The organism is Caballeronia sp. 11_S32 (assembly GCF_056930355.1).
In genome coordinates, this window is the sequence record NZ_JBXOWH010000005.1 from 608,062 (window position 1) to 634,363 (window position 26,302).

At 64.6% G+C, this 26,302-nt stretch carries 20 protein-coding genes and 4 pseudogenes; 13 read left to right on the forward strand and 11 right to left on the reverse strand.

Annotated features, from left to right (window positions below; genetic code table 11):
• Positions 1-8: 8 nt before the first annotated feature.
• Genes AC1Z32_RS37370 through tagF form a run of 3 tightly spaced genes read left to right on the forward strand, consistent with a single transcriptional unit; the run spans position 9 to position 5,352 of the window.
• On the forward strand, positions 9-1,331 hold the full coding sequence (locus tag AC1Z32_RS37370) for a DotU family type VI secretion system protein (protein ID WP_483483891.1): 1,323 nt from the start codon (positions 9-11) through the stop codon (positions 1,329-1,331).
• A 35-nt stretch (positions 1,332-1,366) separates the two neighbouring features.
• On the forward strand, positions 1,367-4,768 hold the full coding sequence (tssM, locus tag AC1Z32_RS37375; protein ID WP_483483892.1) for a type VI secretion system membrane subunit TssM: 3,402 nt from the start codon (positions 1,367-1,369) through the stop codon (positions 4,766-4,768).
• On the forward strand, positions 4,768-5,352 hold the full coding sequence (tagF, locus tag AC1Z32_RS37380) for a type VI secretion system-associated protein TagF (protein ID WP_483483893.1): 585 nt from the start codon (positions 4,768-4,770) through the stop codon (positions 5,350-5,352). Before tssM ends, tagF begins: the two co-directional genes overlap by 1 nt.
• Here tagF and AC1Z32_RS37385 read toward each other — a convergent pair.
• The 6 genes from AC1Z32_RS37385 to AC1Z32_RS37410 all read right to left on the reverse strand — a co-directional run bounded on the left by AC1Z32_RS37385 (position 5,349) and on the right by AC1Z32_RS37410 (position 11,255).
• The gene (locus tag AC1Z32_RS37385) at positions 5,349-6,176 is read right to left on the reverse strand and encodes a PP2C family protein-serine/threonine phosphatase (RefSeq protein WP_483483894.1); all 828 of its coding nucleotides are present in this window, start codon (positions 6,174-6,176) and stop codon (positions 5,349-5,351) included. The genes tagF and AC1Z32_RS37385 overlap by 4 nt on opposite strands.
• A 26-nt stretch (positions 6,177-6,202) precedes the next feature.
• On the reverse strand, positions 6,203-7,609 hold the full coding sequence (locus AC1Z32_RS37390) for a serine/threonine-protein kinase (RefSeq protein WP_483483895.1): 1,407 nt from the start codon (positions 7,607-7,609) through the stop codon (positions 6,203-6,205).
• A gap of 1 nt (position 7,610) precedes the next feature.
• Positions 7,611-8,489, reverse strand: coding sequence for a c-type heme family protein (locus tag AC1Z32_RS37395; RefSeq protein ID WP_483483896.1), 879 nt, complete (start codon positions 8,487-8,489; stop codon positions 7,611-7,613).
• On the reverse strand, positions 8,486-9,373 hold the full coding sequence (locus AC1Z32_RS37400; protein ID WP_483483897.1) for a FecR domain-containing protein: 888 nt from the start codon (positions 9,371-9,373) through the stop codon (positions 8,486-8,488). The genes AC1Z32_RS37395 and AC1Z32_RS37400 overlap by 4 nt, the downstream gene beginning before the upstream one ends.
• 160 nt (positions 9,374-9,533) lie before the next feature.
• Positions 9,534-11,069, reverse strand: a complete 1,536-nt coding sequence (locus AC1Z32_RS37405; protein ID WP_483483898.1) for a phage tail family protein — start codon at positions 11,067-11,069, stop codon at positions 9,534-9,536.
• A 51-nt stretch (positions 11,070-11,120) separates the two neighbouring features.
• Positions 11,121-11,255 carry a hypothetical protein gene (locus AC1Z32_RS37410; RefSeq protein ID WP_269768960.1) on the reverse strand — a complete coding sequence of 45 codons (135 nt, stop codon included), beginning with the start codon at positions 11,253-11,255 and terminating at the stop codon, positions 11,121-11,123.
• Between the two features lie 718 nt (positions 11,256-11,973).
• Here AC1Z32_RS37410 and AC1Z32_RS37415 point away from each other — a divergent pair.
• The 9 genes and pseudogenes from AC1Z32_RS37415 to AC1Z32_RS37455 all read left to right on the forward strand — a co-directional run bounded on the left by AC1Z32_RS37415 (position 11,974) and on the right by AC1Z32_RS37455 (position 18,980).
• Positions 11,974-12,441, forward strand: a complete 468-nt coding sequence (locus AC1Z32_RS37415) for a YybH family protein (RefSeq protein WP_483483899.1) — start codon at positions 11,974-11,976, stop codon at positions 12,439-12,441.
• Positions 12,442-12,973: 532 nt separating this feature from the next.
• Positions 12,974-13,349 (forward strand): annotated as a pseudogene (locus AC1Z32_RS37420) (DDE-type integrase/transposase/recombinase); the annotation flags it as partial.
• Positions 13,350-13,532: 183 nt separating this feature from the next.
• Complete coding sequence (locus AC1Z32_RS37425) at positions 13,533-14,096, forward strand: YSC84-related protein (RefSeq protein ID WP_483483900.1); 564 nt, start codon at positions 13,533-13,535, stop codon at positions 14,094-14,096.
• 262 nt (positions 14,097-14,358) lie between these two features.
• On the forward strand, positions 14,359-15,048 hold the full coding sequence (locus tag AC1Z32_RS37430; RefSeq protein WP_483483901.1) for a potassium channel family protein: 690 nt from the start codon (positions 14,359-14,361) through the stop codon (positions 15,046-15,048).
• 198 nt (positions 15,049-15,246) lie between these two features.
• Positions 15,247-15,572, forward strand: a pseudogene (locus tag AC1Z32_RS37435) (DDE-type integrase/transposase/recombinase); the annotation flags it as partial.
• A 166-nt stretch (positions 15,573-15,738) separates the two neighbouring features.
• On the forward strand, positions 15,739-16,206 hold the full coding sequence (locus AC1Z32_RS37440; RefSeq protein WP_483483902.1) for a hypothetical protein: 468 nt from the start codon (positions 15,739-15,741) through the stop codon (positions 16,204-16,206).
• Between the two features lie 10 nt (positions 16,207-16,216).
• The gene (locus AC1Z32_RS37445) at positions 16,217-16,552 is read left to right on the forward strand and encodes a Rieske (2Fe-2S) protein (RefSeq protein WP_483483903.1); all 336 of its coding nucleotides are present in this window, start codon (positions 16,217-16,219) and stop codon (positions 16,550-16,552) included.
• Positions 16,553-16,981: 429 nt separating this feature from the next.
• A pseudogene (locus tag AC1Z32_RS37450) lies at positions 16,982-17,422 on the forward strand (transposase family protein); the annotation flags it as partial.
• A gap of 322 nt (positions 17,423-17,744) precedes the next feature.
• Positions 17,745-18,980 (forward strand): transglutaminase domain-containing protein, encoded by a 1,236-nt coding sequence (locus tag AC1Z32_RS37455; protein WP_483483904.1) that lies wholly within the window; start codon positions 17,745-17,747, stop codon positions 18,978-18,980.
• Between the two features lie 412 nt (positions 18,981-19,392).
• Here the strand turns inward: AC1Z32_RS37455 and AC1Z32_RS37460 are convergent, their stop codons facing one another.
• The 5 genes and pseudogenes from AC1Z32_RS37460 to AC1Z32_RS37480 form a co-directional block, all read right to left on the reverse strand.
• The gene (locus AC1Z32_RS37460) at positions 19,393-20,487 is read right to left on the reverse strand and encodes a branched-chain amino acid aminotransferase (RefSeq protein ID WP_483483905.1); all 1,095 of its coding nucleotides are present in this window, start codon (positions 20,485-20,487) and stop codon (positions 19,393-19,395) included.
• 249 nt (positions 20,488-20,736) lie between these two features.
• Positions 20,737-21,876 (reverse strand): annotated as a pseudogene (locus AC1Z32_RS37465) (2-isopropylmalate synthase); the annotation flags it as partial.
• The gene (locus tag AC1Z32_RS37470) at positions 21,807-22,388 is read right to left on the reverse strand and encodes an SET domain-containing protein-lysine N-methyltransferase (RefSeq protein WP_483483906.1); all 582 of its coding nucleotides are present in this window, start codon (positions 22,386-22,388) and stop codon (positions 21,807-21,809) included. The pseudogene AC1Z32_RS37465 and the gene AC1Z32_RS37470, both read right to left, overlap by 70 nt.
• Positions 22,297-23,175 (reverse strand): hypothetical protein, encoded by an 879-nt coding sequence (locus AC1Z32_RS37475; RefSeq protein WP_483484158.1) that lies wholly within the window; start codon positions 23,173-23,175, stop codon positions 22,297-22,299. The genes AC1Z32_RS37470 and AC1Z32_RS37475 overlap by 92 nt, the downstream gene beginning before the upstream one ends.
• Before the next feature lie 640 nt (positions 23,176-23,815).
• Positions 23,816-24,262 (reverse strand): hypothetical protein, encoded by a 447-nt coding sequence (locus AC1Z32_RS37480; protein ID WP_483483907.1) that lies wholly within the window; start codon positions 24,260-24,262, stop codon positions 23,816-23,818.
• 280 nt (positions 24,263-24,542) lie between these two features.
• Between AC1Z32_RS37480 and AC1Z32_RS37485 the strand changes: the two genes are divergently transcribed.
• The gene (locus AC1Z32_RS37485) at positions 24,543-26,300 is read left to right on the forward strand and encodes a Rieske (2Fe-2S) protein (RefSeq protein WP_483483908.1); all 1,758 of its coding nucleotides are present in this window, start codon (positions 24,543-24,545) and stop codon (positions 26,298-26,300) included.
• Positions 26,301-26,302 lie beyond the last annotated feature (2 nt).

Genomic DNA, 26,302 nt, shown 5'->3' on the forward strand with positions numbered 1-26,302 from the left:
AACCCATTGTGAACGCACCGACCTTTCCGCAAGCCGGCTTCGACCCGGACGACACCATCCTGATCCCGCAGCCGGGCGCACGCGCCGCGGCGCGTGCCCGTGACGAAGATCGCGGCGAAACCGCTCCACGCGAGCCCCGCGCGCCCGCGCTGCCGGCCGCGGCCGGCCTGAACCCGCTCGTGCGCGCGGCCAATCCGCTGCTCGAACTCGCGCTGCCGCTGCGCCGGCGCGCGGCGATTGCCGATATCGAAGGGCTGCGCGCCGAGCTCGCGCGAATGGTGCGTGCTTTTGAACAGGACGCGCGCGCGAGCGGCATCGACACCGAGAAGCTCGCGGCGGCCCGCTATTGCCTGTGTACCTGCATCGACGAGGCGATCTCGGGCACGCCGTGGGGCAGCGGCGTCTGGGCGAGCCGCAGCCTGCTCGTGACCTTCCATAACGAAGCGTCGGGCGGCGAGCGCTTTTTCCTGATCCTGCAGCGGCTCGCGCAGGACCCGGCGCGCAACGTCGACGTGCTGGAACTGCTGTACGTGATCCTTTCGCTCGGCTTCGAAGGGCGATATCGACTGATCGACGGCGGGCGCAGCCAGCTCGACTCCGTGCGCGAGCGGCTCGAACGCATCATCCGCAATCAGCGTGGCGCGTTCGAAACCGAGCTTTCGGTGCACTGGCGGCCCGCCGGGCGCGCACGCAAACCGCTCGGGCAGCGCATGCCGCCGTGGGTCTGCGCCGCGCTCGCGGGTGTCGTGCTGGTGGCGACGCACGTCGCGCTCGCGCTGAGCCTGAACCGCACGTCCGACCCGGTGTTCGATGCGCTCAACCGCATCCGCGTGAGCGAGCGGCCCGCCGCGCAGGCGAGCGCGATCGTGCCCGCCGCGATGCCCGCCGCCGCCGCGACGCTCGCGACCTTCCTCGCGCCCGAGATCAGGCAGGGTCTGGTCTCGGTGCGCGAGACGGCGGACCGCTCCATCGTCACGATCACCGGCGACAACCTCTTCGCCTCCGGCAGCGCGACGCTCGATCCGGCCTACGACGCCCTGATAGGGCGCATTGCAGAGGCGCTGAAGGGCGTGCCCGGCCGGGTCGTCGTCACGGGCCACACCGACGACCAGCGGCTCGTGTCGGCGCGCTTTCCGTCGAACTGGCATCTGTCGCAGGCACGCGCCGAAACCGTGCGCGCGATGCTCGCGTCGCTCACCGGCGCGCCCGCGCGTTTTTCCGCCGAAGGACGCGGCGACGCGGAGCCGCTCGCGCCGAACGACACGCCCGCCGGCCGCGCGAAAAACCGCCGCGTGGAGATCACGCTGCTCGCGCCGGGTGCGTCGTCCTGACGCGGCGTCAACGTATTCGAGGCATGGAGACATCGATGAAAAAATTTGCAGGAATGCTCAAGACGCCGCAATGGCTCACGCTCGCGGGCGTGCTCGCGCTGCTCGTCGTCGTGTGGTTCGAAGGGCCGCTGCTCGGGTTCAATGGCCGCGCGCCGCTCGAATCGCCGCGCAGCCGCTGGATCGCGATGGCGGCGCTCGTCGCCGCGTGGGCGCTGGCGTGGGGCGTGCGCCTCGCCGCCGCGCGGCTCGTCAATCTGCGCTTCATGAGCGGCGTGGCGGGGCAAGGGCAGGCGTCGACAGCGGGCGGCGCGGAACTCGCCGTGCTGCGCGAGCGCTTCGAGCAGGCGCTCGCGATCCTGCGGCAGGCGCGCATGAAAGGCGTCAACGGCCGCCAATGGGTGTATCAGTTGCCGTGGTACATGTTCATCGGCGCGCCGGGCACCGGCAAGAGCACGGCCCTGGCGCATTCGGGCCTGCGCTTTCCGCTGCGCGAGAAGCTCGGCGATGAGGCGATCGGCGGCGTCGGCGGCACGCGCCACTGCGACTGGTGGTTCACCGACGACGCCGTGCTCGTCGATACGGCGGGCCGCTACACGACGCAGGACAGCGACGCCCAGGCCGACGAATCCGCGTGGGCGGGCTTTCTGCAACTGCTGCGCAAGTACCGGCCGCGTCAGCCGTTGAACGGTCTCATCGTGACGGTCTCGGCGGCGGATCTCGTGCGCGAGGACGATGCCGCGCGCGACGCGCATATCCGCACGATCCGCAGCCGTCTCACGGAGCTGAGCGAGCGGCTCGGCGTGCGCTTTCCGGTTTATGTGGTCGTGACGAAATGCGATCTGCTGGCGGGCTTCACCGAGTTCTTCGACGACCTCGGCGAAGCGGAGCGCAATCAGGTCTGGGGCATCACCTTCACACTCGACGAGTCGCCGGGCGCGGGCGCGGCGCTCGCCGCGTTCCCGGCCGAATTCGATGCGCTCGGCGCGCGGCTGCAGGCGCGCGTGCTGCATCGCATGCAGCGTGAAACCGACGTGCAGCGGCGCGCGCGCGTGTACGGCTTCGCGCAGCAGTTCGCAGGGCTGCAGCCGGCGCTCGGGCGTTTTCTCGACGGAGCCTTTCGCGGCACGCGCTTCGAGGCGTCGCCGCTGTTGCGCGGCGTGTACTTCACGAGCGGCACGCAGCACGGCCGGCCGATCGACCGCGCGATCAGCGCCATCGCGCAATCGCTCGGCTTGCGGCGCGATGCCGAGTACAGCCGCGACGCGTCGGGGCGCGCCTACTTCATCAATCGCCTGCTCAAGGACGTGGTGATCGCGGAATCCGGGCTGGTCGGCGCGAACACGCGCTTCGAGCGGAGCAGCGCGTGGCTGCGGCGCGGCGCGCTCGCGCTGGTCGGCGTGATGCTTGCGCTCGCGCTCGCCGGCATGGCCGTGAGCTACCAGCGCAATCGTGCCTATGTCGCCGATTTCGAGCGGCAGACGCAGCACGTCGCGCAACTGGCGCGCGCGGCGAACGCGGCTGCGGACCCGCTCGCGGTGCTGCCCTTGCTCGACGCGGCGCGCGCGCTGCCCGGCGGCTATGCGGACGCCGGCAAGCCCGTGCCGTGGCTCACCCGCCTGTGGCTCTATCAGGGCGACAAGCTCGGCCAGGAAGCGCGCGTGACGTATCGGCGCCTGCTCGATCAGACCTTGCTGCCGCTCGCGCTCGGCAGGCTCACGCAGGAATTGCGCGAGGGCACGGCTTCGATACCGGAGGCGTCGCGCTACGAAGCCTTGCGCGCCTATCTGATGCTCGGCGACGCGCGCCATTTCGACCCCGCCGCGCTGCGCGCGCATCTGGTCCCGGCGCTCGCCGGCGACGCGAGCGCGGCCCAAGGAAGCGCGCTCGACGCGCACCTCGCCGCGCTGTTCGACAAGGCGCGCTTCGATCCGTCGCTGCCGCTCGACGACGCGCTCATCAAGGCGGCGCGCGCGCGTCTCGCCGAATTGCCGCTGTCGCAGCGCATCGGCAACCGGGTGGACGGCGAGCTCGCGCAGGCGAATCTGAGCGCATTCGACGTGAGCGCGGCGGCCGGACCGAACGCGCCGCTCTTGCTCAGGCGCGCGAGCGGCGCGCCGCTCACGACCGGCGTGGCGGGTGCGTACACCCGCGCCGGCTATGTGCAATACATGCGGCTGCGCGATGCGGCGCTCGCCGATGTCGCGAAGGACGCCTGGGTGCTCGGCCGCGACGATGCCGCGCTCACGCCCGATGGCGTCGCCGCATTGTGCGCCGCGCTCGACGCGCGCTACTTCGATGCCTATATCCATGCGTGGGACGGCCTGCTCGACGATGTGACCGCCGTGCCCGTCACGGCTCTCGCCGATGGTGCGCGTATCGCGAACGCGCTGTCCGCGCCCGATTCGCCGCTCAGGAAGTTCATCGTCGCGGCGGCGCGCGAGACGACGATTGCTGCGGCGCGCGTCGACGAGCATTTTCAGCAGTTGCACGAGCTCGCGGGCAAGCCGGGCGACGCGTCCGCGCTGGATCGCGCGCTCGCGCCGCTCAAGGACGCCGCCGTCTATCTCGACGCCGCCGACGCCGCGCGCAGAACGGGCCAGCCCGCGCCCGCGGGCGATGCGCTCGGCAAGCTGAGGCTCGCGAGCCAGACGGCCCCGGCGCCGCTCACGCCCGTCGCGGCCTCGCTCGCCGCGGCGGGCGCGGCGCTCGTGGAAGGCGGCGAGCGCGCACGCCTCGACGCGCAGTGGAACGCGAGCGCCGGGCCGTTGTGCCGCCGCGCGCTCGATGGCCGCTATCCGTTCGTGCGCGGCTCGACCCGCGATGTCGCCGCCGACGACTTCGGCAAGCTGTTCGCGCCGGGTGGTCTCATCGACGACTTCTTTCAGAAGAACCTCGCCGCGCTGGTCGATACGAGCGGACCCGTGTGGCAATGGCGCGCCGGCACGCCGCCGGCGGGCATGCCGCGCGACGCGCTCGCGCAGTTCCAGCGCGCGGCGCAGATTCGCGACGCGTTTTTCCACGACGGCAGCCGCGATATGTCGGTCCGTTTTCGCGCGAAGGCGCTTGCCTTGGATCCCGCCGTGACGCAGGTGAATCTCGACATCGACGGGCAGCAGCTCGCGCTGAAGCCAGACGGTCTCCAGTCGATGCTGCTGCAATGGCCGAGCGGCAAGAACACGGGCCGCACGAGCGCGCAATTCGATCCGCCCGCACCCTCACGGACAGCACAGGCCGCGGCGCTCGATGCGAGCGGTCCGTGGGCGCTCTTCCATCTGCTCGATGCCGGCAGGCTCGAAGCGACCGCGCAGCCGGACCGCTACAGGCTGACCCTCGATTCCGCCGGACGCCGTGCCGTGCTCGAGCTGGATGCGACGAGCGTCGTCAATCCTTTCCGGCGCGCGCCGCTCGAACAGTTTCGCTGTCCGGAGCATCTGTAATGACGTCGCCGGGCGTCGCCGGATGCTTCGGCAAGGTGCGCGGCAACGGCGACTTCGTGACGCGGCGCCTGCCCGCGTGCTTCGTCGAGCCCTGGGATGCGATGTTGCAGGCGGCCCTGCTCGCGGGCCGCGCGGCGCGCGGTCGTGCATGGCTCGATGCCTATCTGACCGCGCCGCTGTGGTGCTTCGCGCTCGGCGGCGGCGTGCTGGGGGAGAGCGGATGGGCGGGCGTGCTGATGCCGAGCGTCGACAGCGCGGGACGTCACTTTCCGCTCACGATTGCCGCGCCCGTCGAGCCGCGCGCATGGCCGATGTGGCGTCCGCATGCTCACGCGTGGTTCGCGCATTGCAGCGCGCTCGCGCTCGCGACGCTCGGCAAGGGCGCGTGTCTTGCGGATTTCGATGCCGGATTGCTGGCGCTCTCGCATGCGGATGATGCGAGCGGCGTTTCGACGCCATTGCAAGCCGGTGCGCGGGGAATGAGCGACTGGTGGCACGCGACATCGGCGCGCGTGAGCGCGGGATTGCCCGATGCCGCGTTCGTCGCGGGGCTATTCGACAGTGCCGAAGGACGCGCGGGCTAAACGCCGTCGAAACATGCAATGACCGCCGTGATGTTGTCCTTGCCGCCCGCATCGAGCGCGAGCGCCACCAGACGACTGCATGCATCGCCGATGCCGTGCGGCGTCATCGCCGCGAGCACCGCCTCGATCTCGCGATGCGCAACCTCCCCGTGCAGCCCGTCGCTGCACAAGAGATAGCGGTCGCCGGGCAGCCACGCATGCGCCTGCACGACGGGTGCAATCGACGGGAGCGGCCCCAGCGCCTGCAGCAGCACGTTGCGCGGCGGCAGGTGCTCGATGGCGCCGCGCTCCAGCGCCTGCTGATAAAGCGTCTGGTCGCGCGACAGTTGTGTCAGCGCTCCGTCGCGATAGCGGTAGAGCCGGCTGTCGCCGACATGAAACGAGATCAGCCGCGCCGATCCGGCGGGCTGCCAGATTCCCGTCAACGTGGTGCCCATCGACCGATGCGCGAGGCGTTCGCTCAGGTTCATCGCGTGGAGGGTCGCGTTGGCGTGATCGAGCGCGTCGGCGGCGGCGCGCATCGCGCATGCCGAAGCATCGTGGACGGTGGCGTCGGGATCGCCGGTGATCGTGGTGTCGGCGTGACCGCACGGCATCGCGTCAGTGGCGAGCCGCGCGGCGATGCAGTCGAGCGCGGTCGCGCTGGCGCGCGCGCCGAATGCGTGACCGCCCATGCCGTCCGCGACCGCGACGAGGTTCGATGTCGAATCGATCAGAAAGCGGTCCTGATTTTCGCGGCGCGTGCGTCCGGCGTCGGTCAGGCCGAACGCCGAGCAGGTGGCGAGGCGGATCGGTGCGCAGCGGGTGAGCGTGTCGGGTTGCATCGGTCGTGCTCCGTCTGATGGGGTCGCTAAAGCCCGACGTCGCGCTCGAAACGCGCGCGGTCGGCTTCGTTGGAAATGGCGGCCGCGAGCCGCTCGTGCAGCGCGCGCAGACTGGCCGCGCGCGACGCCTCGCGTTTCGCGACGATGGTCGCAATCGGGCCGAGATAAACGGCGAGCCTGAGCGCGGCGGCCTGCACTTCTTCCACGCCAAGCGATGAAGACGGGGAGGGTCCCCGCGACGCGCCCGCTTCGGAGCCATCCGCGAAGGCGGCGATGAACTGCGCACGGCCTTTGTCGGAAGGAACATGCGGCGCGAGCAGCGCCACGAGCGCGGGCAGGTCCGGCGCATCGACGATGCGCGCCGCCGCCCGACGCACGAGCAGACGCGCCACCGGCCCGATCTGCTCGGCAAGCCGAGCCTCGACCGGCGCGAGCATGGCGGCCGGCCACATTGTCAGCGAGGGCAGCGAGTCGCCGCGCCACGAGCCCGTTCCCGAAGCGACCGGGGCGGCGGGCGTCACCGCCTGCGCTTCGAGGACGGTGCAATCGTCGTCGGCTGGAAGGGCCGCGGCGGTCCGAGTGCCGCGCATCGCATCGTCGAGTGCCTGCCGCAGCGCCTTTGCCGTCTGGAAACGCGCATCGGGGCGGCGGGACAGCGCACGCATCAGCACTTCGTCGAGCGCGGGCGGCAGCGCCGGGTTGCAGCCGGACGGCATGCGCGGTGTCTCGCGCATGACTTGCCGCATGACCTCGGCCTGCGATGCGCCCGCGAACGGCCGGCACCCGGTGAGCATCTGATAGAGCACGATCGCGGCGGAAAAAAGGTCGGAGCGCCCGTCGACGGACTCGCCGGTGAACTGCTCCGGCGACATGTAGCTCGGCGTGCCGATCATCGCGCCCGCCAGCGTCAGCGTGGACGATTCGACATGCGCGACGCCGAAGTCCGCCACCTTCAGCCGTCCTTGCGCATTCACGAGCAGATTCGCGGGCTTGATGTCGCGATGCACGACGCCGTGCTCATGCGCGAAGCCGAGCGCGGCGAGCAGTTGTGCGAACCAGTCGAGCGCGGTGGCGATTTCGAGCGGACGGCCTGCGTCGAGCCATTGCTTCAGTCCCTGGCCGCTCACGAGCTCCATCGCGATATAGGCGGTGTCCGCCGTCTCGCCGTAGTCGTACACGCCGACGATATTCGGATGCGCGAGCCGCCCGGCTGCCTGCGCCTCGTTGCGCAGACGCGCCTTCAGGCTTTCCCGCTCGCCGCTTTCGAACAACTCGTGGCGCACGGTCTTCAGCGCGACATGGCGCTCGATGTGCGGATCGAATGCGCGATAGACGATGCCCATCGCGCCCGCGCCCAGCATCGACTCGACGCGGTACTTGCCGAGGTGCGTAATGCCCGGCGTGCGTGGCGGGTCCGTCGCGGCGGCGTTCACCTCATGCCTCGATCATCTTGAAGGCTTCGACGAGGCTCGTCTTCATCCGGGCGAACGAAGCGGCGAGCGAGGCGATCTCGTCGCGGCCGCGTTCGCTGAAGTCCGCGCCGTCGAGCTGACCGAGACTCGCCTGATCGGCGGCGAGCGAGAGCGCACGGATGCGCCGCGTGACGAGCAGATGCACCATCACGTTCAGCGCGACCAGCAGCAGCACGAACACCCCGAGCAGCGATGCGAGGAAGGTGCGCAGCACCGCGTTACTGCGTGCGACCGGCAGCGCCATCGGCACCGACACGAAATCGGCGCCGATGACATCGTGCATCGCCCAGTTGAAGCCGTTGTCGGGGCCGTACTTGTCGATGAGCGTCTTCGGCGCGCGCGACGGCACGCTGTGGCATTCCATGCAGGCGGCGTCGGTGATGCGGTTCGGGCGCGCGATATAGAGGCTCTGACCCGACGGCGTATCGCGCAGGCCGACGATTTCCTTGAGTTCGGGTTTGTCGTGCAGGTGCCGGATCACGTCCGCCTCCCAGTCGGAGGGCCGGTCGCGAGGATTGGTCGGATTCAGCATCGTCGAGCGATAGGCGTATCCGGCGAGGCGCTTTTCCAGCGTCATCAGCGTTTCGACCGCCGAAAACGCCGGCACCGACTGCGGCACGAAACTGTACTTGAGCTGCGTCTGCAAGAGCGGCGTGACTTGCGTCGCCGTGTAGTTCTGCGCGGCGCTCGCGGCTTCCATCAGAACGCGCGCATTCTGCACTGTTTCTTCGATGGCCGCGCGGCGCAGCAATTCGCGCGCGGCGAATCCGGCCGACACGAAACCGACGACGAAAACCGCGAGAAACACCAGATTGAACTTGACGGCGAGCGACAGTCTCATGACTCCACCTCGGTTGATTGAGCCTGCACGGGCAAGACCGGGCGCCGGCGCGGCATGGCGGGAGGCGGGCACAGCACGCGCCGCCATTCGGGAAGATCGCGCAGGTTTTGCCGCACCTGGGAGCGGAACGGTTCGCCTTGCGCCAGCGGGCGAAAGCGCGCGACGAAGCCGCGGCGAATGCCGAGCGGCGCGGCCAGCCAGTCGGCGAGATCGGCAAAGGTCGCGGGGCGGCCTTGCGACGCAACGATGCGCTTCGCCTTCGCGGGCGAGGAGAGCGAGACGAGCGGATCGCGGAACGGCACCGGCATCCCGGCGATGAACGAGGGTGCCGGGCGCGTGCCCACATCGAGCGGTTTGGCTGCCTCACGCACGGCGTAATGGTCGCCGTCGAGCGCCTGACGGACGTCGGCATGACCGGGCAGGGCGAGCGTCATTGCGCCCGTCTCGATGAAGAGCGAGGTCGCGTCGCGGCTCGCGTGCAGCACGGCCGCGCCATGGCGCATGGCGATGTCGAGCGTGGCGGTATCGATAGATAAGGAATCCGTGGCAACTGACTGCTTGCGCGCGATCTTGATCCAGCCCGAGAGCAGCGCGAGCGAATCGCCGCCCGGTGCGGCATCGATGCCAATGCGTGTATCCGCGCCGAGCGCCACGGTCGTGCCGTCTGCTTCGAGTTGCGCGCTGCCTTGCGCCGCGGTGGCAAGCAGATCGCCTTGCTCCAGCGCGACGGGCGCGTCGACCTCGAACACCGTCGTCGCGCGAATCAGCGTGACGGTGCCTTCCGGTACCAGGATGAACTGGCCCGCGCTCGCGCCCTGAAGCGCGCACAGAAAGGCAATGGCGAAGCCGATGCGCAGAGCTTGGAGCGTGGTTCTGGCGTTCATCGCGGTCGGTGCCTCGGAACGTGAAGGGATTGCGACGAAAACAGCCGGGCGACGGCTTCTATTCCAAAGAAATTTTTCGCAGGGCCGATGGAAGAAATCGCGCGGGAAAAAAAGCGCCTTCGCAAATGCGAAGGCGCCGGATGTGTCGCGAGCGAAGCCGCTAACCGTTGAGGAAGCCGAGAATGGCCTTGCGCAGCTTCAGATCCCAGGTCTGCACTTCCGTGTGGCTGACAGCGAGCGCGAGTAGCCCCTTGATCGTCGCATCGTCGGATTTGAACGCGAAGCCCGCATCGCCGAGATAGCCCGCTCCCCAGACCTTGAGGTCATCGATGTACTTGCAGCCCGCCGTGAATTCGGTCTGCGTGACGATGGTCTCGCTGTCCTTGAACATCGAGAGAAAATGCATCTTGTCGCCGCAGATGCCCGAATTGAGCGCGAGCACCGATAGCGCGGGTATCGGCACGGCGTAACGCTTGAACCAGCTGTTGAAGGCGATCGGCCGCGTATGCAGCGCGTCGCGCTGCATACGCGCGTGCCAGTACTCTTTCGCCTGCTGGCAGAAGCGCTTGATGCGCTTGATCTCGACGATCTTCCAGATGACCTTCGCGAGCGTTTCCATGATGGAGACGACGGCATCCACGATGGTGGATGCGCCCTGGCTCGCGAGCTGCAGGCCGAGGCTCGCCCCGCCCTTGACCATGTCGTAGACGCCTGCGCCGATGGAGAGCTTCATCGCGCGGCGGATCGCCTCCACGATGGTGCCGGGGTGCCCGGTGAGGAGCTGGACGGCGCGGCCCTGCACCCACTCGCGATACTTGGTGATGCTGCTATCGACGGTATTGGCGATGCCCTTGGCGAGGTCCAGGCCCGCGCCGATGAGCGGCGCAAGGGTCGCGAGCAGCTTGCTGCACAGGAAGTCGACGAGCTTGCGCAAGAGGCCGGGCATCGTGTCGAGCGCGAAGCCCGCAGGATCGTTGCGGATATCCGCAACCTTTTCGCGGATCATGTCCCAGAGCTTTTTCGCGCCTTCGCCGACCTTGTCGCGAATGGTTTCATAGAGACGCCGCGCGGCGCTGCTCAATGCAGGCAGCGTGATGTCGGACGTCATGAGCTGTCCGGAGCTCATGAGCGTAGGGTTCTTGGGCCTGCTGATCTTTTGCTGCACCTGTTCCAGCGCGAGCGACGCAGACTTCTGCACGAGACTGTTGTCGATCACGTCGCTGGCGATCGATGCCGCGTCGTTGCCATCGGGCGCGAGGCCGAGACCGGCGCTGGTGATGTCGAACGCGCCTTCGAGCAGCACCTGGAACGTGTCGTCCTCGATGTCCAGGTTGCCGAAGAGGTACAGCACGCCGAGCCGCGAGTCGATGAGCGCGGGCGTCATGAAGTCCTGCGCGCCGGCCGCGGCGTCGGTGTCACCCTTGCCGCGCAGCTGCTGATCGAGCAGCGTGAAGTAGTCGAGGCCGTTGCGCGAGACTTTCTTCCAGTCATCTCCGGTGCCGGCGGACTCTTGCCAGAACTCGAACGCGCTCACGAGAAGATGGAATTGATGGACGGTGCGATCGCGGTGGTATAGCTGGATCTGCTCATCCAGGTTCTTGAGCGCCGAGCTGCGCACCTGAAGCAGCGCGGAGGTTCCTCTCAGCCATTCATCGTAGGGCACGACGTCCGGCAAGCGGGCATAAGCGTAGGTCATGGGATGGGTCTCCTCGGGCCTGATGTGATCGATGGCTGCGCCGCGCGCGTCCTAGCACCACGCGATATCGCTGAGTTTCACGTAGTGCGTTTCAATCAGGCGGCCGCTGCGGCTGCGCAGGTCCACGCGATAGAAGCAGCCGAAGCTGAAGAAGCTCTGGTCGAGGACATAGATTGCACGGTGCATGATTCCTCCTGCGTGGCCGGTTCGCGGGACGAATCGCGCCGTTCGAGGTCGCCGCGATGTGCTGCGACCGTCGAAAGCAAAACAGCGGGGGGTGACGCTTTGTTCCGCGCGGGAGCGGCAATTTATTTGAGCGGGAAGGGGGAATAAAGAAGCTTGCTCGAGTGTCGCCGTGGTTCGGGGTGAGTGCGACCGATCCGGCAGGAGGGAGGCGAACGGGGCGTCCGCGCGTGACGGATAGTGAAGGCGCTCGCCGAAGAGCGCGTTTCTCATATGTGAAGCGGAAAGCGTACGCTCCCTGACGCAGCGCTCGCGCAACGACGACGAATGTGGGAGTCGGTTGGCGGCGACCCGCATAGTACAGTTGAAAGCCGGAAAACGATGGACACCAGCCGGACAGCACCCGCAGCAGTTCCCCGCTCGCGAGTTGCGGCTGCACACGTTGTTCGGAAACGAAGGCGAGGCCGATGACGAGATGCGCGCACCACGAACGGAAGGACTACTCGCGGCGCGTTCATTGAATTCGGCTTCGCTTAGCCCGTCATGCCGGGTCTAGCCCCTTTTTCCGCAGCCAGTCGCGGTTGAACAGCCGCGCGCGGTAGATGTCCCCGCGCCGGCGGACATTGCGAGGGTCGATTGCTCACGCACCGCGCATTACGATACCCTTGCACGTGATCAGCAGAGTTACGCGTCACGGCCAATCTGACGAGAAGGAGGCCCTATGCAGCGGATCTTCGAACGAGCTTTCTTCAGCGTCGCAATGTGCTCGCTGCTCGGGATATTTTCCACCGCGGCATTCGCGCAGAGCAGCGCGCGCGCGGCAATCGAAGCGGTCAACAAGCGTTTCGAGCAGGCGGTCTCCCGCGGGGATGCGCCCGGCGTCGCGGCCGCGTACACCGAGAACGCGAAGCTTCTGCCGGCCAACGACCACGTCGTCAGCGGACGCGCGGCGATCACGCGTTACTGGCAGGCAGCGATCGACTCGGGCCTCAAATCGCTGAAGCTGACTTCGCTCGAAGTCGAGGCGCACGGCGACTCCGCATACGAAATGGGCAAATGGTCCGTTCCGGGCGAAGGCGGCAAGGTCTATGACGCGGGCGATTACATCGTGATCTGGAAGCGCGCGAACGGGCAATGGAAGCTGTATCGCGACATCTGGACGACGAACTCGCCCGCGCCGAAGAAATGATTTTCCTAGGTGTTATGGTCTGAGCCCAGGCGACGCCCTGATCGAGACGAAGACGACACGCGCGAGATCGTCCGCGGCCCGTTTCGACCATGCATCGGTCGTTCGCTGCGGCGCGGTTCCGAACGCCTGCGTCAGCGCTACGATCTGCTGATTTACCTGCCTCGCGAATGGACAGCACCGGACTCGTCACGACCAGCATCGCCATGCTACGCGTAGCCCGAGCGACAGGCTCGTTGCGACCAGGGTATGGATCAGCGTTGTGCCCGTGGTGGGCCGCGGCTGTGCCTCGCGTTTCTGGTGGTTACGAAGGAGCGCGCGGAAATTCGAATAGCGGCTAATGTCTTTGTTTTACATAATGTTAATTATCACCGTTTTGTACTGTAGCGGCTATATCCTAATGTCGTGTTCTGGCTATTTACAGATGTCGGGTTTTCAACCGGTGGCAAGCTGGCAACTGGGTCGTCCAGCGGGCTGTGGTGCAATTCCGATATGACGGGTCTGTTACGCTCGAGCTTTTGACAGGCGCAAGCCGATGAGCATGCTCAAAGACATCGACGTGTTGTTCAATGGGCGTCATTTCGACCGCGAAGTCATCATCCTTTGCGTGCGTTGGTACTTGCGCTACAAGGCTGGGTGAAGCGCTACACGCCGAAGTTCGTCAGGCGCTGGAATCGGTTCGCCGCGGCATCCGGTCAGTCGCGACGAGTCGACGAGACTATGTGAAGATCCGTGGCAAATGGACCTATCTTTACCGCGCAGTTGACCGAGCGGGAAAGACGATCGATTTCCGCCTCAGCGCCAAACGCGATGTGGCTGCAGCAAAGGCGTTCTTCGTGAAGGCGATCAGAACTCAGGGCCGCGCTCCCGCAACGATCACTCTGGACGGCTACGCGGCATCGCATCGAGCAGAAGCACGATGATCCATTTTCGGGCCGGTTGATCTGTATCGAATATTCGCCTATCGTACATTACAGTCGGAATCCCCGATATTCAGAATGCTTGTGTGAACGGGTTCTACGCGTTTAATGCGTTCCTTTGGGTGCGCGTACGTTACGCAGTGCTTGATTCCGTTTAATCCATGGAGACATATCATGCTCAAACGTCTGATATTGGCGCTCACCGTCCTGCTAATCCTGCCTATTTCTCATGCTCGGGCCGACGAATATACGACCACGCTTAATCTGTTCAAGAATGCAGGGGAAAGCGGCAGTCTTCTGCATAGTGCCTATGGCTATGCTGTGTTTCCGAAGATCGGCAAGGGAGGAGTCGGTATAGGCGGTGCCCATGGCAAGGGCCGCGTCTATGAAAAAGGAAAATACATTGGCGATACGTCGATGACCCAAGTCACTGTGGGCTTGCAACTAGGCGGCCAGGTGTACAGTGAACTCATCTTGTTCCAGGATGACCGAGCCCTCAAAGAGTTCACCAACGGCAACTTTGAATTTGGCGCAGATGCCAATGCGATCGCGATCACAGCTGCAGCTGGCGCTCAAACCGGCACAACAGGCACGTCTGCTAATGTGAGTGGCGGCAAGAAAGATGCCAAAACGTCCGGCGAATATCGAAAAGGCATGGCTGTATTTACAGTGGCCAAGGGCGGGCTGATGTACGAGGCCAGCGTTGGCGGCCAGAAGTTCTCCTACAAGCCCCGCTGATTCTCACCGAGTGTTAAGGAAAAGATGCGCCGGAAACTGACGCCTTCCGGCGTCCACGAGATTCGCGCATCCATTGAGGATTGACGGCATACCAACGGATGACCCTTACCCCGGGAATCACGAACTTTCGACAGGCGATTTCCGATGCAGGATCAAAGCCGTGGCTTGCCTGCCTCTGCGTCGATGTAGCGGTCAGCACGACTGTTGTACCTTGAAATCCGCCGTCGAACGTGGGCGATACGTGAACGGGCGACAGATCGTCATGGCCATCCGTACGACGCGAGAAGCGCTGTCTCGCATCTTCTACCAGCGCTGTTTCTGGTTGTTTGTCGTGCTGCTCACGCTCATCGGTGCAGTGTCGTTTGTGCCGGCGAGCGATAGCGGTCGCCTCGTCCTAAACGTCATAAATATGTTTCTCGTGATTACGACAGTGGCAGCAGTCGGCCGCACAACCGTGTCGTTCGTGGTCACGCTGTTACTTGCCATTCCGGCTATGTGGTTCCAGTACCTCGGCCTATGGCGCGACGACGATACGAGCCTTGCTGTGTCCTGGATGTTCAGCGCTGTACTGTATTCGCTCACTGTTGGATATCTTCTTCGCTATGTCTTTCAACCTAGAATCATGACGCCGGACAAGCTGTTTGGCGCCGCGGCGGCGTATCTGTTGATCGGCGACCTCTGGGCATACATCTACGCGAGCATCGGGTACTTCTATCCGCAGTCGTACATGATCGTTGGGCAGCCGGGTCGGCTCGTTTATGCCGACGCACTTTACTTTAGCCTAACGGTTCTCACGAGCACAGGCTTCGGCGACATCACGCCACTGACGCGCCCGGCACGCGGCATGTGCATGGTGGAACAGATCACCGGCAACTTGTTCGTGGCGATTCTAATCGCCCGTCTCGCCGGCGTTTATCCTCCTCGAGAGAGTTATACCGACGACAACTCCTAGAAGCTCAAGACCGAGACAGCGTATTGCCTGCCGATACCGAGACGGGTGCCTCATCGGCACACCGGTTGCGAGGTTCTTGCCATGCCCAATGAATCACTATAGTGATCGCGGCTTCAACCGTGCAGCGCATAAGACGGCTGCGGTGCAATTCCGATACGACGGGTCTGTTACGCTCGAGCTTTTGACAGGCACGAGCCGATGAGCATGCTCAAAGACATCGACGTGTTGTTCAATGGGCGTCATTTCGACCGCGAAGTCATCATCCTTTGCGTGCGTTGGTACTTGCGCTACAAGGCTGGGTGAAGCGCTACACGCCGGAGTTCGTCAGGCGCTGGAATCGGTTCGCCGCGGCATCCGGTCAGTCGCGGCGAGTCGACGAGACCTATGTGAAGATCCGTGGCAAATGGACCTATCTTTACCGCGCAGTTGACCGAGCGGGAAAGACGATCGATTTCCGCCTCAGCGCCAAACGCGATGTGGCTGCAGCAAAGGCGTTCTTCGTGAAGGCGATCAGAACTCAGGGCCGCGCTCCCGCAACGATCTCAATGCCGGTCGCCTGGGAACAGCTTGCCGACCTGAATTGAGACCCGATCTCGACAAGTCTCCTCATGCGTTCAGCCATCGGAGAACGCGCGCCGTACCCTACCCCTCCCGCCGCGAGAGGGTTGCACGGAGCCTCTCTCCGCTACGATGCAAATCACGATCCCTGCGTCCGCATTCGCGACGCTGGGTCTCGCGCCCGGCCCGCTTGTCACCGGCGCGATCGCCGACCGGATCGATCTGCTGGGCGCTCTGCAACCGATTCGTTTCGTGAACGTTGCGGCGATGCTCTTGTTCGCGATCGGCAGGTTGCGTTATGCGCGCGATCTCAAGCACATCGACTTCCTGCGCGGTCGTGCGGCGAGCCAGCCGGCTGTTGTTGGATTTTGTTCGGAATACATCATTAAAGGAGCATCAGGAATGTCTCAGCACTTGGAAACCGCCTTCTCACTGGAAGCCACCGCTACTGTCGAATCCAAGCCGGAGTCCATGACATGCGGGCAACCGAAGGAATCCTCGTTAGCGGCAACGCGAAGCTGGGCGTGGGGAAGAACGCACGCACCCTATGACTGGATGGATGCGCATACCCCCCTTGACGGCCTGAACTCGTGGCATTGAGCCGGACCTCATGCGCCCGTCGATCCTCACCCGGGAGACCCATGCGATGACATCTATACGGATCACCGCCGGCGACGTTCCAGACCCGGGTGGGCGCATGCTCAAGTTCGTCGATGGGCGGAGCGTGGTGCTATTCAACGTTGAAGGCGTCATTCACGCAATCGACAATTCGTGTCCGCACAACGGCGCGTCTCTCGCCAACGGGCGCCTCGACGGCCATGTCCTGCAATGCCCGGCGCACGGCTTGCGCTTCGACCTCGTGTCGGGGTGCGTCGTCGGCGCGCCGGGGATGTGCCTGACCAAGCTCACCGTGGAGTCGGAACTAGCCAGCCGTCGCGAGGAATAGGATTTGGAACGGAGAAAAGAAGCGCTCGCGACCGCAGGGGGATCGTGCGATGCTGGACGATCGGACACTGGAACTGAGCAGATTTGAAGGCACCGAGGATGCAGTGTGGTCGGCAGTCGTTCACGGCGCGAACGGACACTCGGAGAGGTCGCGGAGGTCGACGGATCCTACATCGTGACCGGCGGCCGCCGGATCGCCGACCTTGAATTGCTCGCAAGACGTCCAAACAGCGCGGAAGCATGCGCATCCGCGCTGCAGTTGATCGAGGCGATCATGGAGTTGGTCCGCCGCCTGTGCGCTTTCCGGGCAGTCGCCGTCGATGTGATTCTGAACTATGACCGGAATCACAGGCACCACGCTGGTTCGGCCGCCGTGGACATCGACTCGATCTTTCGCAACAGTAGCGCTGTCGGTGAACTGGCTGGGCCCAGACTGCACCAGCCGAGGAACCGCCGTTCGTGTCTGGGCGACTGATCCAGATCGACGGTAGCGAGCATCGGTGGTTCGAAGATCGCGCACCCGCCTGCACGCTGCTGGTGTTCATCGACGATGCGACGGGCCGGCTGATGACCTTGCACTTCACGCAGACCGAATCGACGTTCAGCTACTTCGAGGCCATGCGCCAGTATCTCGAAGCGCATGGCAAGCCAGTTGCGCTGTACAGCGACAAGTTCACGGTATTTCGCAACGTCACCGCGGGCAAGACCGGCCACAGCACGACGCAGTTTGGCCGGCCGATGTACGAGTTGAACATCGACACGGTCTGCGCCAACTCCAGCCGGGCCAAGGGCCGTGTGGAGCGCACGCATCTGACCTTGCACGACCGTCTGGGCCGACGAGCTACGCCTGCGCGGCATCAGACCCGTGGAGCCGCTTGATCAGTCCAGCACCAACGCCCTCCTCCCAATCGCTTCTCAACCCCGTCAAACAGATGTCGCGTTTCGAACGACACTGGACCGCAACCTGTTGGCCTTGAGCCACCAACCGGCACCCTGACGACCACATCACAACGCTGCGCAACCGGCGTGCTTGCCGTGCACCGTCCGCCCGCCGGTCTTCCCCCTCCTCCATGTTAGCGATTGGCACGTCATGTGCAGTATTCGGCGCGACCCCGGCGCTGTGCATTTCGAGCAGCCCGGCAACCTTGAAGCGGGTCGGCACGTTCCGTACTCGCTCGATCTGTGGGGATCGTATGTCCGGGCGATTGCATCATCGATTACTGTGCAGCATCGTTGCGATCGCGGTGATCAGCGGCGTCTGCGTCTCGCGCGGCGAACCGCCTTCGCTGACCATTCGAGGCGGCGCGATCGATGGTCCTGTCATGGCAGCCGTCGAGTACACACCGCCCGCGGCAGGGGTGACTCTGGCTGCCGCGCAACCCGAACCCGGCCGGGAAGACGCCTCCGAAGCGGCGCAGGACGCGTTCGACACCGGCATCGAGCGGCTGCGCAGCGCGACATGGTGGGAAGCGAACCGCAAGCTGCGGCCACAGCTTGCGCAAGTCGGCGACCTGATGTTCGCTGCCAAGTTGTTCGAAAGCGAAGCCGAAGGCGCGTCGCGCGTGCAGCGTCTTCGCGACGCGATGCGCGCGCATCGGCGGCTCAAGCCCGTAGGCTGGAACCGGCTCGTGACACAGGTACGCGACGCGCGCGCGAAGGCGGGAGATTACACCGCGCTGATGTTGGCCAACGCCTTGATCAATGAAATCCGCTATCGCGACGGTACCGACGGCAGCTACTATGCGCCCGTGCGCTTCTTCGCCGAGAGCGGCGTCTGCAAGGACTTTGCGGTCGCCAAGTATCTGCTGCTGCGCGAAGCGGGCTTCGATGCGTCGCAATTACGCCTGGTCTCACTCGCCCCGCGCTACAACAATACGCCCGACGACTGGCACGTGATGCTCGTCGCGCAAGCCGATGGCATGGCCGCACCGGTCGCACTCGACTCTCCAGCGCCTCCCGTGCGCAAGCGCATCGGCGCTGCGTCCGACGACGCATTGCCCGCCGACACGGTAGATACGTCCGGCAAGCCGGATCCGCAAGCCGGTGCGGCCGGCCCGTCTGCGCAGCTCGTAGCGATCCTCGCCGGCCGCAAGCCCGCCGATTCGGTGCTGCGCGCGCCCTCTGGGCCCGCGGTCGTGACACTCGGCGCGTCAGGGCAGGCGGAGCGCCCGCTTGCCGCCGTCTTCAATGAGCAAGGCAGCCTGTCGTTTGAGCGCGAAGCGCCTGTCATCCGACACCGGCCGCCCGCCTCCAAACGGCGCGGCACCCGCGCGGTCGTCGCCGACGACGCGGGCCGATCGTGGAGCGTAGATTCATCGGGCGTCTTTCCGAAGTGGCAGTTGACCCATGCTGGCGGCGCCGCGGCGTTGTCGGACGCGCTCGAACCGGACCTGCGCCGAATCGACGCGCGCAGCAGCACGGCCGGCTAGCCGCAACAAGCTCGGCGCGTAGCAGCCGTCCATACCGGGGACGGTTGGTCGCCAGCACGGGCGAAAGTGAGCCCGCCTTGCGGCATCCTTGGGAAGCGGGATCTGCCTACCCGTGTCGTTCCGTTCGCGAAGCAACCTGGCCGACCGGCTTGTAGCCAGCGTCCATCAGGTCTTCCATCATGTCGCGTTGGCATTCGAACGGCGAACGATCTCGACCCGATTGATCACGACATGGGCCTGCCCGTCGAAGGCACCGGTCGCCATGAGCTTCTCGCATCTCAGCTTGAGGTAATCGTGCCTTTCGTGCGATTTCTGGCGGTTTCAGGGCCTCGCCCTCCGGGCAAAGTGCGCGACGCATGACGCTCACGCACCCGCTTCGAAGAGGACGAGCGCGATCCAGGCGCAATCAGCCTTAGTCGATGCGATAAACCCATTCAAGAGGATCGGCGACCTTGCCGCGCTGGATTCCGGTCAACTGCGTGCGGATGCGTTGTGTCAGGGGCCCTTCTCCCCCGTCGCCGATCTGAAATTCGCCAGCGGCGTGGCGAACCTCACCGACCGCGGTGACCACAGCAGCGGTCCCGCACGCGAATACCTCCCGGACACGGCCGCTCGCGGCGTCTGCACGCCATGCGTCGAACGCATAAGGCGTTTCCTTGACTACGATGCCTTCACGCCTGGCAAGCTCGATGATCGAAGCCCTGGTGATGCCCGGCAGGATCGTGCCGGACAATGGCGGCGTCGCCAGAGAGCCATCGTCCATGACGAAGAAGAGATTCATCCCTCCCATCTCTTCGATCCATTTGTGCTCGGCGGCATCGAGAAAAACCACCTGGTCACAACCTTTGGCCGCAGCCTCGGTCTGCGCGATCAGGCTGGCAGCATAGTTTCCGCCGCATTTGGCCGCCCCCGTTCCACCCGGCGCCGCGCGAGTGTATCGGTCGGACACCCAGACGGTAACCGACGTCTTGCCTGCCTTGAAGTACGGACCTACGGGGCAGGCGATGACGCAGAACACGTACTCGTGTGACGCGCGCACGCCGAGGAAGCTCTCGGAGGCAAACATGAACGGACGCAGATAGAGACTGCCATCGCCACCAGGCACCCAGTCCCGGTCTACCTTGACGAGGGATTCCACCGCATCGACGAAAAGCGCTTCCGGGAGATCGGCCATGGCAAGACGCGCTGCCGAGGCACGGAACCGCTTGGCATTCTCGAAGGGGCGAAACAGCGAGATCGAGCCGTCTTCGCCGCGATACGCTTTCATGCCTTCGAAAATTTCCTGCGCATAGTGCAACACGGCGCAGGCGGGATCGATCTGAAACGGCCGGCGAGGCTCGACCTTCGCATCGTGCCAGCCACGATCGGTAGTCCAGCGCATGGTTGCCATGTGATCGGTGAACACCCGACCGAACACGGGGTTTGAAATGCTCGCTACGATCTGATCGTGCGGCGTCGGGGTCGCCGTGGCGGATACGGCAAATTGCGTGGGCATATCAGTTTTCATGCTTTCATTCGACCAATGACGGGACGGGTCTCACCAGATTCGCACGGCGACCCGCGAAAGATTGAAATGGGAGGAGAACGAACGCGGAGGCGTTCGTCTCCCTGGGGCCGGCGTTTTCGACGGCATGTCTTCTTCGGACCGCACCATTGCCATTGGCTTGGCCGGGAAATAACGACATACGCGAAGACTTGCCGGCGCTCGTCGTCAGAGCTGCGAACCGGTAGTATCCGCGACCTTGCCTTGCTGCGACAACGCGACGAGCGCGTCGTCGGACACGGTTGCTTCCTGATCGGCGAGCGCCTTGAAGCGAACGAACGCTGCATTCAGTTCAGCTTCGCTGTCGATCTCGATTCCCAGCTCCTGCAACCGCTGCCTGAATGCATTTCGACCAGACAGTTTGCCGAGCACGATCTTGTTCGCGCTCCAGCCCACGTCTTCCGCGCGCATGATTTCGTAGGTGTCGCGCGCTTTCAGCACGCCGTCCTGGTGGATGCCCGATGCATGTGCGAATGCATTGGCGCCGACTACCGCCTTGTTCGGTTGCACCGTGAACCCGGTGATCTCCGAAACCAGCCGCGAAGCTTCGACGATCTGAGTCGTGTCCACGCCCACATCGAGGCCGAAGACATCCCGTCGCGTCTTGACTGCCATCACGACTTCCTCGAGCGCCGTATTGCCCGCTCGCTCGCCAAGGCCGTTGATAGCACATTCGATCTGTCTGGCCCCGCCCGACTTGACGGCCGCCAGTGAGTTGGCCACGGCCAGGCCGAGATCATCGTGACAGTGGACCGAAAAGACCGCCCGGTCAGAATTGGGAATGCGTTCGCGGAGTTCGCGGATCAAGGCAGCGTAGCCATCCGGAACGGCATAGCCGACCGTATCGGGGACGTTGATGGTAGTCGCACCTTCGTCGATCACGCCTTCTATCACGCGACAGAGAAAGTCGAGGTCGGAGCGGCTCCCGTCTTCCGGCGAGAACTCCACGTCATCGGTATAACCGCGCGCCAGACGCACTGCGCGCCGCGCCTGTTCATAGACCTGATCAGGCGACATGCGCAGTTTCTTTTCCATGTGCAGCGCGGATGTGGCGATGAAGGTATGAATGCGGAAACGGCTGGCCGGCTTCAGCGCCTCGGCGGCTCGCGAAATGTCACGCTCGTTCGCCCGCGCCAGAGAACAGACGATGCTGTTCTTTACCTCGCTGGCGATTGCTCGAATAGCCTGGAAGTCGCCTTCGGAGCTCGCTGCGAAGCCTGCTTCGATCACGTCGACGCGCATGCGCTCGAGTTGTCGGGCGATGCGCAGTTTTTCTTCTTTGGTCATCGACGCACCCGGCGACTGTTCTCCATCGCGCAAGGTGGTATCGAAAATGATGAGTCGGTCTGACATGCCAGTCTCCTGTGGGGAACGGCAATTGCGTTGATCAGGGAATGGGGGGTAACCCTTCCTGCCTGTCGTGACGCTGGATCACAGCGCCTGACCGCGCGATTATAGCTAACGATGCCGCGGGCAAATCTAGGGTCAACCCGCGTTCGGGGAAGTAAAAGTCGCAGCGTTTCGGAAGTGGATGTTTCAGCGACCGGCATGGTGCCCTGGCAGGCATCCGATCCGCACCGACACGCGTAGCATTTTCTTGAGCGCCCCCGCCTTGCGCCTTCGGCAGAGCGCTGATCGTTGAGGAATAGCTCAACGCCGCTCTCGATGTCCCGGAGCGCGTTGATGAAAACGCGGCTTCCGTCCTGCTCCGCTTGGGAGTTCCGCTCGCAGCAGTGATTCATCCACCGCGCCGGATTGCGGCCCTGCGCCCCGTCAATCCGCCTTGCCGGAATCGACGATCGAACGCGCCAGGAGTCCCTTCGCTTCCGTGCTGCTCGAATCGATCGACAGCGCATGATTGGCATTTTGCCAGGCACACTGCTCACGCCCCTGCACGACGCAACTGCGTGCCGCCTTCAATGCCGCATTGCGGGCCTTTTCCCGCGAAAGCAAATCCTGCTTCAGCAGGAGCGCCTCAGGATTGTCCGGCTGCAGCGAAAGCGCCCAATTGATCCCTGATCGGGCCATACGCAAATTGTTTTGCCCGAGGCCATCGCGTGCTCGTGCAAGCGCAGGCGCCATCGACTTGCGACGATTGTCGCCAGATTCCTTGTCACTCGAAGTCGTCGCGTCCGGGCCCTGGGCAGCCGATGGAGCCTGCTGCGTCGTCAGGGGTTGGCTGGGCTGGCTGGGCTGGCGCACCTCATTCGACGCCACGATGCCTCGCGCGTCAATCGATCTCACCTGCTGTGTACGCGCGTCATTATTCTCATGCCAATGCAAGAGTGCTGCTCCGCCGAGGAGCACGATGGCCGTCACCAGCGTCAGCACTGCGCCCGTTTTCAGGCCCGGACGACCGGCATCGCGGGGCGGCGGCGGATGCACTTCGTCATCTGGATAAACGGAGTCGTTCGAGGCGGAAGAGGATGTCGGCTGTCGCGGCCACAGCGGTTCGTGATGCGCAGCGTCGGCACGCCCGTTCGTTGGGCCTGGTGCTGCCGTGCCGGGCTTCCTCGCTGGGGCATGATCGCCAAACACAAACCGCGCAGGCGCACCGCAATGAGGACAGGACGAAATCGGTCCCGATACCTTGTTGCCGCAGCGCGCACATGTTCCCGTGAAAATAGGGCCACGAGCGCTTTGCTCGTCCATCTAAGCTCTCCTCCTCGTGTGAAGATGCGAACGAAACGTCTGACCTTTAAAATGTGCTCGATGCGACGGGCACAGGTAGCCGCTCGATTCGAAATCGAAGGATTGCCTTCGTCGCGATGACGAGGCCGGATTAAGCCTGTTAGTCTAACATCGGGCTCACCGAGGACCGGCGTGACCCCGGCGACACCGGAAACTAACGGTAGCACTTTCGATACGCAAGACTAAGTATGATTATCACGCGCCGACTCAACTGACGCGACTGAGTTCTTGATGAGGGACTATTAGTTCTTGCTGGTCGCCGTCATCTTCCCGGCGCAGAATCTCCACGAGCAACGCTATCGCGCGCCATGCCGGGCCGGCCAGCAAGCGCCGGTTCGAAGGCCGGCAGCCCCGCTGGGAACCATCCATAGCGTCCCTTTGAGCGACTAGTAGCGCGTCGAACTGTGCTGGCGCCGATCACGCCAACTCCGGGTATAGCGGCCACGCGGCTTCTACTCCGGCCGTCTCAAAGCGCACTTCGGTCATCCACGCGCGCGGCGACGGGATGCGCCACCAGTACGCAATCGTTTCAATCACATCGCTTGCCGCGGTGCAGTCGCCTGCGCATCCACTGCTGCGCGTCGCTAACCGTCGACGTGCTTCAGGACGCGCCTTTTGATCGCAGCGTCGTGACATATTGCTTCGCCGCTTCGCTGCCATGGACCAGCGCCCGTAACGCGAGAGCAAGGGCCAACTGCGTCTCATGAGCCACTGCGCTGCGATCGGCATCGAAAAGTTTGACCGCGTGCCGCAGATGTTGCGCCGCCTGCGTATGGAGTGCAGACGCCGCTGCATGATGTTGCGCGGCCGTCAGGCCGCTCTCAACGGAGCTTGCCGACGATGGAGCGCCCGCATGCCTGGCAGCGACATGAAGCTCGTCGATGGCATGTTGCGCATGGCCGTGCGCCAGCACAGCCAGATAGGCGGCATGCTCGAAATTCTTCGCCGCTTCGTAGTACTGCGAGGCCTCCCGATGAAATAGCGCTGCCTGCTCGTGATGCGTTGCAGCAGCTTCGAGATGTCCTATTTTGCTTGGCTTGTTGGTCATGACAGCCCCGCTACAAAGGCGTCGCATCGGCAACGATCGGTTCCATGCAACCTGCATGGGCTGGAATCTCGCAGAATTTATCCGCACGTCGTCCCTATCATACGTCGCCCGGCATTGGCACAGTCACCAATCGGCGCGCACATTTGCGCCTGTAGAAGGAGCCAGGCTGCTGGCCAAACTGGAGAGTATGCTGAGATTTCGAATGGACCGGGCGTACCTGCGACGTCCGGAAAAGGACGAATGCCGGGGTAGGCGCATGGATGCAGCGGATAGAGAATTCGTGCTCGTAGAGAGCCTTGAAGCGCTGAAAGCGAAGGGGCGGCTGGTCGTGCATGTTGGCCATCGTCCGATCCTCATCGTCTGCGATCGCGGGCGCATCTTTGCCCTCGATAATCGTTGTCCGCACATGGGCTTCCCGCTCGAGCGAGGGACTGTCGAGGACGGCATCCTGACCTGCCATTGGCACCACGCGCGCTTCGATCTGGAAAGCGGCTGCACCTTCGACCTCTGGGCCGACGATGTACCGAACTGCGCGGTCGAGGTGCGCGATGGCGACATCTGGGTGGCGACCACGTTCGGTCATTCCGATCCGGCGGCGTACTGGCATCAGCGGCTCGCGGACGGCCTCGCACATGACCTCGCACTCGTCATCGCCAAGGCCGTGCAGGGCCGGATCGCAGCGGGCGCACCGGTGGCCGCTATCGTGCAGCAGGTGGCGCTGTTCGGCGCCCACAACCGTGATGGCTGGGGTGTCGGTCTCACGATATTGACGGCGCTCGCCAATCTCTTGCCCCTGCTGCCGGAAGACGACGTCTATCTCGCGCTGTTCCACGGCGCGCGCCATGTGGCAGGGGATTGCGAAGGCGAAGCGTCGCGGCGGGAACGCGCGCCGCTTGGAAGCCGGCCGGAGCCAGCCACGCTCAAACGCTGGCTGCGCCTCTGGACCGATGTGCGCCATCGCGAGGCGGCCGAACGCACGCTGATGACGGCGATCGCTGCTGGTCTCTCACCGGCTGTGCTCGCCGATGCCCTGCTTTCGGCCGCAACCGCTCGGACGTTCGCCGACACCGGCCATTCGCTCGACTTCATCAATAAGGCGTTCGAGTGCCTCGATCTCATCGGCTGGGAGCATGCGTCGACTGTGCTGCCTACGATCGTCGCGCAGATGGTGACCGCCCGTGGCGCCGAGGAGTCGACTGCGTGGCGTCAGCCCGTCGATCTTGTCGCGCTGTGTGACGAATCAGCCGGCCAAATGCCGCAACTTTTCGCGGCCGGCCGCGGCCTGCAAGGCTGGTCGACCCACGCGGCGCTTGCGCGGGAGCTGCTTGGAGACGATCCGGTAAAGATCGTCGATGCGCTCAAGGCGGCGATCCGCGCAGGCGCGGCTCCGACCGACCTGGGCCAATCCCTCGCTTATGGGGCGGCGCTGCGCGTGGCACGCTTCGGCAATGCCAACGAGCACGCGGATTGGGAGACGGCGCACCATGTCTTCACTCATGCCAATGCGCTCCACCAGATGCTCAGGCGGATCGGCAACGCAGATATCGACGGCTACGTCACGGCCGTGCGGGCGATCATGCACGGAGCCATGGCGCTCTATCTCGCCCGTTATCTGAACGTGCCACCGGCCCGCATCCCCGGTGAAGAGAAAAATGAACTCCACGACCTTCCTGCCGATGAGCTGGCGATCCGCACCGCCCTGCTCGACGCATTCGACCGGCAGCGACAGGTTGATCTCGCGGCACGACTGGTGGCTCGGCATCTCACGCTCGGCCATTCGCCAGAAGCGCTGATCGCCACCCTTGCGCATGCGGCGCTGCGCGAAGATGCAGGCTTCCATGCCTATCAGATGCTCGAGGCAGGCGCCCGGCAGTTTTCCGTGTGGGGCAACACCGGAGAGGGCCGCCACATTATCGTCGCGGTCGCGCGTTATCTGGCGGCTCATTCGCCGACTGAACGCCAGGCCCTGCAAACGGCCGATATCGCGCAGCGCTTGATGAAAGGCGGCGAACTACATCATGGAACTGGACCCGCGTGAAC

Bases quoted from the DNA above. Each gene is read 5' to 3' on its own strand.
- tssM (WP_483483892.1), top strand. From the start codon at position 1,367: ATGAAAAAATTTGCAGGAATGCTCAAGACGCCGCAATGGCTCACGCTC.
- tagF (WP_483483893.1), top strand. From the start codon at position 4,768: ATGACGTCGCCGGGCGTCGCCGGATGCTTCGGCAAGGTGCGCGGCAAC.
- AC1Z32_RS37385 (WP_483483894.1), bottom strand. From the start codon at position 6,176: ATGCAACCCGACACGCTCACCCGCTGCGCACCGATCCGCCTCGCCACC.
- AC1Z32_RS37395 (WP_483483896.1), bottom strand. From the start codon at position 8,489: ATGAGACTGTCGCTCGCCGTCAAGTTCAATCTGGTGTTTCTCGCGGTT.
- AC1Z32_RS37400 (WP_483483897.1), bottom strand. From the start codon at position 9,373: ATGAACGCCAGAACCACGCTCCAAGCTCTGCGCATCGGCTTCGCCATT.
- AC1Z32_RS37405 (WP_483483898.1), bottom strand. From the start codon at position 11,069: ATGACCTACGCTTATGCCCGCTTGCCGGACGTCGTGCCCTACGATGAA.
- AC1Z32_RS37410 (WP_269768960.1), bottom strand. From the start codon at position 11,255: ATGCACCGTGCAATCTATGTCCTCGACCAGAGCTTCTTCAGCTTCGGC.
- AC1Z32_RS37415 (WP_483483899.1), top strand. From the start codon at position 11,974: ATGCAGCGGATCTTCGAACGAGCTTTCTTCAGCGTCGCAATGTGCTCG.
- AC1Z32_RS37425 (WP_483483900.1), top strand. From the start codon at position 13,533: ATGCTCAAACGTCTGATATTGGCGCTCACCGTCCTGCTAATCCTGCCT.
- AC1Z32_RS37430 (WP_483483901.1), top strand. From the start codon at position 14,359: ATGGCCATCCGTACGACGCGAGAAGCGCTGTCTCGCATCTTCTACCAG.
- AC1Z32_RS37440 (WP_483483902.1), top strand. From the start codon at position 15,739: ATGCAAATCACGATCCCTGCGTCCGCATTCGCGACGCTGGGTCTCGCG.
- AC1Z32_RS37445 (WP_483483903.1), top strand. From the start codon at position 16,217: ATGCGCCCGTCGATCCTCACCCGGGAGACCCATGCGATGACATCTATA.
- AC1Z32_RS37455 (WP_483483904.1), top strand. From the start codon at position 17,745: ATGTCCGGGCGATTGCATCATCGATTACTGTGCAGCATCGTTGCGATC.
- AC1Z32_RS37460 (WP_483483905.1), bottom strand. From the start codon at position 20,487: ATGAAAACTGATATGCCCACGCAATTTGCCGTATCCGCCACGGCGACC.
- AC1Z32_RS37470 (WP_483483906.1), bottom strand. From the start codon at position 22,388: ATGCCAATCATGCGCTGTCGATCGATTCGAGCAGCACGGAAGCGAAGG.
- AC1Z32_RS37475 (WP_483484158.1), bottom strand. From the start codon at position 23,175: ATGGACGAGCAAAGCGCTCGTGGCCCTATTTTCACGGGAACATGTGCG.
- AC1Z32_RS37480 (WP_483483907.1), bottom strand. From the start codon at position 24,262: ATGACCAACAAGCCAAGCAAAATAGGACATCTCGAAGCTGCTGCAACG.